Source organism: Butyrivibrio sp. LB2008 (assembly GCF_000621565.1).
Classification (GTDB): Bacteria; Bacillota; Clostridia; order Lachnospirales; family Lachnospiraceae; genus Butyrivibrio.
The window spans coordinates 81,331-87,875 of sequence record NZ_KK211306.1 but is presented as its reverse complement, the minus strand read 5'-3'; the positions used below and the strand labels follow the sequence as shown (position 1 = coordinate 87,875).

General features: G+C 41.8%; 9 protein-coding genes and 1 pseudogene. All 10 read left to right on the top strand.

Annotated elements, in window-relative coordinates; translation table 11 throughout:
* Positions 1 to 314, top strand: a pseudogene (locus tag T356_RS21860) (hypothetical protein); the annotation flags it as partial.
* Between the two features lie 3 nt (positions 315 to 317).
* Positions 318 to 1,178: a GNAT family N-acetyltransferase gene (locus tag T356_RS0112870; RefSeq protein ID WP_026514836.1), complete on the top strand. Its 861-nt coding sequence runs from the start codon at positions 318 to 320 to the stop codon at positions 1,176 to 1,178.
* Positions 1,179 to 1,216: 38 nt separating this feature from the next.
* Positions 1,217 to 1,699 carry a hypothetical protein gene (locus T356_RS0112865; protein WP_026514835.1) on the top strand — a complete coding sequence of 161 codons (483 nt, stop codon included), beginning with the start codon at positions 1,217 to 1,219 and terminating at the stop codon, positions 1,697 to 1,699.
* 10 nt (positions 1,700 to 1,709) lie between these two features.
* Complete coding sequence (locus T356_RS0112860; RefSeq protein ID WP_051563430.1) at positions 1,710 to 2,060, top strand: hypothetical protein; 351 nt, start codon at positions 1,710 to 1,712, stop codon at positions 2,058 to 2,060.
* Positions 2,061 to 2,070: 10 nt separating this feature from the next.
* Positions 2,071 to 2,370, top strand: coding sequence for an Imm53 family immunity protein (locus T356_RS0112855; RefSeq protein WP_035781141.1), 300 nt, complete (start codon positions 2,071 to 2,073; stop codon positions 2,368 to 2,370).
* A 170-nt stretch (positions 2,371 to 2,540) separates the two neighbouring features.
* Positions 2,541 to 3,905 carry an MATE family efflux transporter gene (locus T356_RS19420; protein ID WP_242846612.1) on the top strand — a complete coding sequence of 455 codons (1,365 nt, stop codon included), beginning with the start codon at positions 2,541 to 2,543 and terminating at the stop codon, positions 3,903 to 3,905.
* A gap of 44 nt (positions 3,906 to 3,949) precedes the next feature.
* Complete coding sequence (locus T356_RS0112845; protein WP_026514832.1) at positions 3,950 to 4,408, top strand: cysteine hydrolase family protein; 459 nt, start codon at positions 3,950 to 3,952, stop codon at positions 4,406 to 4,408.
* 105 nt (positions 4,409 to 4,513) lie between these two features.
* Positions 4,514 to 4,882 (top strand): fluoride efflux transporter CrcB, encoded by a 369-nt coding sequence (gene crcB, locus T356_RS0112840; RefSeq protein ID WP_026514831.1) that lies wholly within the window; start codon positions 4,514 to 4,516, stop codon positions 4,880 to 4,882.
* Between the two features lie 515 nt (positions 4,883 to 5,397).
* Entirely contained in the window at positions 5,398 to 5,595 is a 198-nt protein-coding gene (locus tag T356_RS0112835) for a hypothetical protein (RefSeq protein ID WP_026514830.1), read from the top strand.
* A gap of 171 nt (positions 5,596 to 5,766) precedes the next feature.
* The gene (locus tag T356_RS0112830) at positions 5,767 to 6,540 is read left to right on the top strand and encodes a PhzF family phenazine biosynthesis protein (protein ID WP_026514829.1); all 774 of its coding nucleotides are present in this window, start codon (positions 5,767 to 5,769) and stop codon (positions 6,538 to 6,540) included.
* Positions 6,541 to 6,545: the final 5 nt, after the last annotated feature.

Below are 6,545 nucleotides of genomic sequence, written 5' to 3'. Positions count from 1 at the left end.
AAATCAAGATACCAACAGGGAATCTAGGCGAAAATGCCCTGTTGGAAATGCAGGAAATCAAGATACCAACAGGGAATCTAGGCGAAAATACTCTGTTGGAAAAGCAAGAAATCAAGATACCAACAGGGAATCTGGGGCATTCAATAGTAAGAAGAAAAGCGGATAGGATTTATATAGAAAAAGGCAATAATAAAAAACTTGGAGACGTAAACTATTTTACTTTTGAACCACATATCAGTATTGCAGGTTCTAAGTATGGGTATAAAAGAGAAAACATATATTATTTTGAGAATCATAAAATAGAGGAGTTATAGTATATGACAATCGAAATAAATTACAGAGATAACGAATCGCTTCGATATTCCTTCAATGAGCTTGCCGGAAAGGTGTTTGGCGGACTGAACTTTGAAGGTTGGTACCGGAATGGCTTTTGGAAAGATAATTACATTCCGTATTCGGTTGTGGCTGACGGGAAGATTGTTTCGAATGTTTCGGTAAATACTTGCGATATGAACTATGATGGCAGAATTGTAAAGCTTATCCAGCTTGGCACTGTAATGACCGATCCTGATTACAGGGGGAGGGGATACGCAAGGATGCTGATGGAGAAGATTATTGAAGACTACGAAAACAAAGTTGATGGAATATATCTTTTTGCAAACGATTCTGTCGTTGATTTCTATCCCAAGTTTGGCTTTCGTAAGAGTAGTGAGTATCAGTTTAGTAAAGCTGTGAAGATTGATACAGAGCGGACTGCACAGCTTGTACCGATGGCAGAAAAGAGCGATTGGGACAATATGGTGCAAATTCTTAATAAAACTGAGCAGAATGCCAAGATGTACATGGTTTCCAATTCGGGACTTTATATGTTTTATCTGTCTCAGTTTATGCAGGAAAATACTTTTTACATTGCGGATTGTGACAGTTATGCGATTGCTGAGATTGAGAGCGATACGTTAATTCTTCATGCAGTTATAGGCAGTGGCGAGCTTGACCGCGTGATAGCTGCCTTTGGAAAAGAGATTAAGAAAGTAATTCTCGCATTTACACCGAAGGATTCAACAGGTTATGATAAAAGCGTGGTTGTCGAGGAAGATACGCATCTTTTTGTGAGAGGTAAGTTCTTCGACGAAACCGGTGAGGATGAGTTTATGTTTCAGGCGATAACGCACGCCTGAAAGGGCGTTATAGCAGTAGTGCCGGTAGGAGTTAAGTTATGAAAAGACTAAAACAGGTCATAGTGGTTGTTATGATTCTTTTGCTATTGGCATTGCCTATAAGAATAGCATGGTTTCTGGTGGCGCTGAATTTTAAAGTTGATTTTTCGCAGGAATATCGAAAAGTAAAAGGATATGAAGATATTTTATTTGTCCAAGAGAATACCGCATATAAGCGTACATTCTGGGGACTCAAGGAAATCCCATTGGATACCGCTTCGTTAGGAGAGGAATCATGTTTTGAGGATGAGAAAACCTATGAGATGCTGAAAGATTCAAGGGAAGAAGATTATTATTTTATATCAAAGATGGTTTTATCTCCTGACAGAGATCAGGTCCTTTACGAAGAAGTACGTGCCTGGGGAGCCGGTGCTCCGACAGATGATAATGATATTTATTACAGAGTATTGAATCTGACTGATGGAAGCATTCATACAATTTTTAAAATGCCAATGCGTCAGTTCGATTTGTATTGGCAATGAGAGGATGGATATGGGGAACAACGAAAATCTCAATGTTGATAGAGATGCCGGATATGATGTAATTGCTGAAGTTAATAAGTTGGAACTAAAATACGGAGATGAGTTCAATTGGGGAACGGATATGGACAATGCCTTTTTTGAAAAAGAGCTCATAAAAGAGTTGGTCATTTCTCCAAATTCCAATGTTAAAGCGCTAGCAAGAAGCTATTCGGATGACGATGTTCTGTTTTTGCTGGATGAAGAGGTCTATAGGATTTACCATTTGACTTATTCAGTAGGGACACCTCGGTATATAGAATTTGCGGATGGCAAGTCGGCAGTTGAATATATAGAGAAGCAGTTTGTTGAAGAGTATTTGTGAGGTTATAAAAATGGATAGAGAGAGTAATTTAAGCTGGCTTCAAAACTGGTTTTTTGATCATTATGATAGTGATTTTGATTATGCCCAAGAGGTGAAGATAGAGGCAATTGATAATCCCGGATGGCATTTACAGATTGATCTTGAGGGCACAGAGTTAGAAGGAAAGTCATTTGAAGCTATTCAAATAGATAACGGAGATGATTGGCTTGTGTGCAAAGTCGAAAATGATATGTATGATGCGTGTGGAGATTCTTTTAAATTGGATGAGATGATCGGAGTTTTCAGGAGATGGGCTTCAGAAAATGAATAATGAAGTGTAGGGAGATTTTCGAGAATTATCCGCCGTATGATAATCTGGTCGGAGCGGTGTGTATGACAAAAAATCTGTGAAAAACGGTATATATTATATGTTGTGCAATAATGGACCACAAACCCCGTCCCTATGGACCAAAAGGACGGATACCAACGAAAGAGAAACTCATGGAAGATAAAAAATTTCTTTTTGAAAAAGACAATATACCGCATGCGCTGGGAGTGATGGCACTTCCGGCGGTTGCGAGTCAGCTGATAGCGCTTGTTTATAACCTTGCGGATACTTGGTTTGTCGGAAGGACGAATAATCCGTACATGGTGGCGGCTTGTTCTCTGGTTATGCCGATTTATATGCTTACGATTGTGATATCAAATATCTTTGGAGTCGGCGGAGGTACGCTTATTGCGCGCCTTATCGGTGCGGGAAATGATGAAGAAGCATCGAAAGTGTCGGCGGCCTGTATATGGATGGCGCTGGGAGTCGGATGTCTTTTCTCGTTACTTAGTTTGATAGGGATGACAAATGTACTTGTTTTTCTTGGGGCGAGCGAAAATGTGCTTGAATTTTCCAGGCAGTATATGTTTTTTGTGGTTGTTATCGGCGGAGTTCCGTTTATATTCAGCAGCACGGTTTCATCAATGCTAAGAAGCATAGGGCTTTCTGCGAAGGCATCGTTTGGGCTTAGTATGGGCGGCGTGCTTAATACTGTGCTTGATCCTATTTTCATGTTTGTGATATTGCCTGACGGAAAGCAGGTTATGGGCGCCGCACTTGCGACTATGCTCAGTAATATCGTGGTTTCGGTGTACTTTATCGTTACTTACCATAAAGCGGGCAAAGAAACTATTCTCAGATTCAGGACAAACGGCGATTATCCGTCGCGCGAGTCTTTTTCCTCGATATTCGGAGTTGGAATTCCTGCGGCTGTGGGAGTGCTTCTTTTTGACCTGTGTACGATCGTCATAAATCGCCTGGCAGCGTCATATGGCGATGTTGAGCTGGCTGCCATCGGTATCGTGCTGAAAGCCGAGCGTCTGCCGCTTAATATCGGAATAGGTATCTGCATGGGAATGGTGCCGCTGATCGCGTACAGTTATTCTTCGGGTGATAGGAAAAGAATGGATGGAATCTTCAGATTTGGCAGAGTAGTGGGGCTTGCGATAGGAGTTGTGAGTGTGATCTTGTATTATGCATTTGCGCCTTTTATCATGAGGGCATTTATCGGAGATCCCGACACGGTGCACTTTGGAACGCAGTTCCTTCGTGCGAGGTGCTTTGCTACGCCGCTGATGTTCCTTTGTTTTTCGATGGTTCATTTTGCGCAGGCAATCGGTCGCGGCAAGGAATCGTTCTGGCTTGCGGTGATAAGGCAGATTGTCTTTAACATCCCTATTCTGATTCTGTTTAATCACTGGTTTGGAATGACGGGAATCGTGTGGACGCAGGCAGTTGCGGATCTTTTTACGGTCATCGTTTCGTACGTGATATATTTCGGTATGAGGAAAAAAGAAGGCTGGCCGGCGGGAGTGTGACGGATTATGAGATTGGCAAGGCAAAGTGAGCGTAGGATTTGTGTATGGAAATTCTTCTTGTGATTGATGTTCAGGAAAAGTATATGGGCTTTTATCGGGAAGGGCTTTTGGATGCGGTTAATGCAAGGATTGATGAGGCAAAAAAGCTGAATCTTCCGATTGTGTACATAAGGAATATCGGTGTTCTGGGGAATGCGAGCGGTTATGAACTGGCGTGCGGACTTAATGTTGAGTCGGGGCTTGTGTTTGATAAAAGGTTTCCTGATGCATTTACAAACAAGGAATTTGCACAGAAATTGAAAGAGATGGATGTTGATACTATTGATGTCGTCGGTGTTGATGGCAGATGCTGTGTGTTTCGGACGGTGATGACTGCAATAGAGCAGGGGTTTGGCGTAAAATTGTACCTTGATGCAATAGGTGCCAGACAAAGCAGGTTTTATGAGAAGGAGCTTCAGGAGATGAAGGCAGCAGGAGCGGAGTGCGTAGAATGTCATTTTTGATTAAATATGTATTTGGCATGGCGAAGAGTGTTATGTTGCGGTACTTTCAATTGTCGATGTCAGGCGATTTTCTTGATTATATTTTTTGAGAAAAAAGAGGTGTGTATGAATTTTTTGTTTGTGGCTCTTGGAGGAGCTTTGGGAGCGGTGCTTAGGTATGCGATAAGCCTTATTCCTGTTAAGACGGGCTTTCCGGTATTGACTCTTGTTACGAATATTTTGGGCGCAGTCCTGATCGGATTTATCGTGGGACTGGTTGATAATAATGAGGGGATATCGGGCAATACGGTTCTTTTCTGGAAGACAGGAGTGTGTGGCGGATTTACGACGTTTTCTACGTTTTCGCTTGAGGCGGTGAATCTTTTTGAAAAGAAGCAGTATGGTGCAGGCGGAGTATATGTGGCGCTTAGTTTTGCGTGCTGCATTGTCGGCGTGATTTGTGGTAAGAAGCTTGCGGCGCTTGTGAAAGGGTGATTGCGTGGTGATGGTGAGTGAGATTTCAGAGTTGTGTGACTAAGAGGAAGAAAAATAGCGGAATTAGTCAACGCTGTGGGGGAATTTGGTTGAAAAAGAGAAGCGGATTTCAGAGTCAAGTGACTAAGAGGAAAAAAATAGCGGAATTAGTCAACGCTGTGGGGGAATTTGGTTGAAAAAGAGAAGCGGATTTCAGAGTCGAGTGACTAAGAGGAGAAAAAATAGCGGATTTAGTCAACGCCGCGTGGAAATTTGGTTGAAAAAAATAAGTGGATTTCAGAGTTGAGTGACTAAGAGGAGAAAAAATAGCGGATTTAGTCAACGCTGTGTGGAAATTTGGCTGGAAAAGAGATGCGGATTTTTGCGATGAGTGACTAAGAGAAAGAAAAATAGCGGAATTAGTCAACGCCGCGTGGAAATTTGGCTGAAAAAGAGAAGCGGATTTTTGTGATGAGTGACTAAGAGAAGGAAAAAGAGCAGATTTAGTCAACAACCTCGGAAAAAGGGTGATAAGCATGGATAAAGAGAATCGGGAAAAGAAGCTTAGAGAAAGCGAATTCAAGAATCTGAAAGAAATCAAGTCCAAGAATCTTAAGGAAATCGAGCTCAAGCAGAACAAGTATGCGGAGAAGATATCGGCGGTTTCAGCAGAACAACTGGCTAAAGCGTTGGAGTCTCTTATGGCAAAAGATAAAGACAAAAGTAAAAGATAAAAAGCAAAGATAAAAAGTAAAAAACAGAGATAACAGATAAAAACAGAGATAACAGATAAAAACAGAGATAGCAGATAAAAACAGAGATAACAGATAAAAGCAGAGATAACAGGTAAAATAGAGATAAAAGATATAAGCAAAAATAAAAAAAACAAGGACAAAGGCAGGAAAATGAGACAGTATATTGTAGATGCATTTACAGACAAGCTTTTTCACGGAAATCAGGCGGCGGTTTGCGTTTTGGATAAGTGGTTGCCTGAAGAGCTTATGATGAATATCACAAGGGAGAATAATTTTTCGGAGACGGCATTTACCGTGAAAGGCAAGGACGGATATGACCTTCGCTGGTTTACGCCGGGAGGAGAAATTAATCTGTGCGGGCATGCAACGTTGGCAACGTCGTTTGTTCTTTTTAACTATTATGAGAAGGATGCGGATGACATTACCTTTCATACCATGAGTGGTGATCTGTTCATTCATAGGCAGCAGGATGAGATTGTCATGGACTTTCCGGCATATCGGCTTAATGAAACACCTGTCACTGAACAGATGACCAGGGCAACAGGGCATACGCCTGTCAGAGCATTTATTGATCGTGATCTTCTGCTTGTTTATGAAGATGAAAAGACAATTCGCGAGATGTCTCCCGATTTTGGCGAAATGATGCTACTTGATGGACTCGGCGTAGGTGTTACGGCTCCGGGAAAAGAGTATGATTGTGTTTCAAGATTTTTTACCCCGAAAGATAAGATAAATGAAGATCCCGTTACCGGTTCGGTTCACTGCATGATTGCGCCATATTGGGCAGAGCAGCTTGGGAAAAAAGAAATTCACGCCTATCAGGCATCTGAACGTGGAGGCGAACTGGAATGCAGATTACAGGGCGATAGAGTAGTGATTTCAGGCAAAGCGGTGCTGTATTCTGTGGGTGACTTATTTGTGTAGGAGAA

Coding starts and splice junctions, on each gene's coding strand:
- T356_RS0112870 (WP_026514836.1), top strand. CDS start 318: ATGACAATCGAAATAAATTACAGAGATAACGAATCGCTTCGATATTCC.
- T356_RS19420 (WP_242846612.1), top strand. CDS start 2,541: ATGGAAGATAAAAAATTTCTTTTTGAAAAAGACAATATACCGCATGCG.
- T356_RS0112835 (WP_026514830.1), top strand. CDS start 5,398: ATGGATAAAGAGAATCGGGAAAAGAAGCTTAGAGAAAGCGAATTCAAG.
- T356_RS0112860 (WP_051563430.1), top strand. CDS start 1,710: ATGGGGAACAACGAAAATCTCAATGTTGATAGAGATGCCGGATATGAT.
- crcB (WP_026514831.1), top strand. CDS start 4,514: ATGAATTTTTTGTTTGTGGCTCTTGGAGGAGCTTTGGGAGCGGTGCTT.
- T356_RS0112845 (WP_026514832.1), top strand. CDS start 3,950: ATGGAAATTCTTCTTGTGATTGATGTTCAGGAAAAGTATATGGGCTTT.
- T356_RS0112865 (WP_026514835.1), top strand. CDS start 1,217: ATGAAAAGACTAAAACAGGTCATAGTGGTTGTTATGATTCTTTTGCTA.
- T356_RS0112830 (WP_026514829.1), top strand. CDS start 5,767: ATGAGACAGTATATTGTAGATGCATTTACAGACAAGCTTTTTCACGGA.
- T356_RS0112855 (WP_035781141.1), top strand. CDS start 2,071: ATGGATAGAGAGAGTAATTTAAGCTGGCTTCAAAACTGGTTTTTTGAT.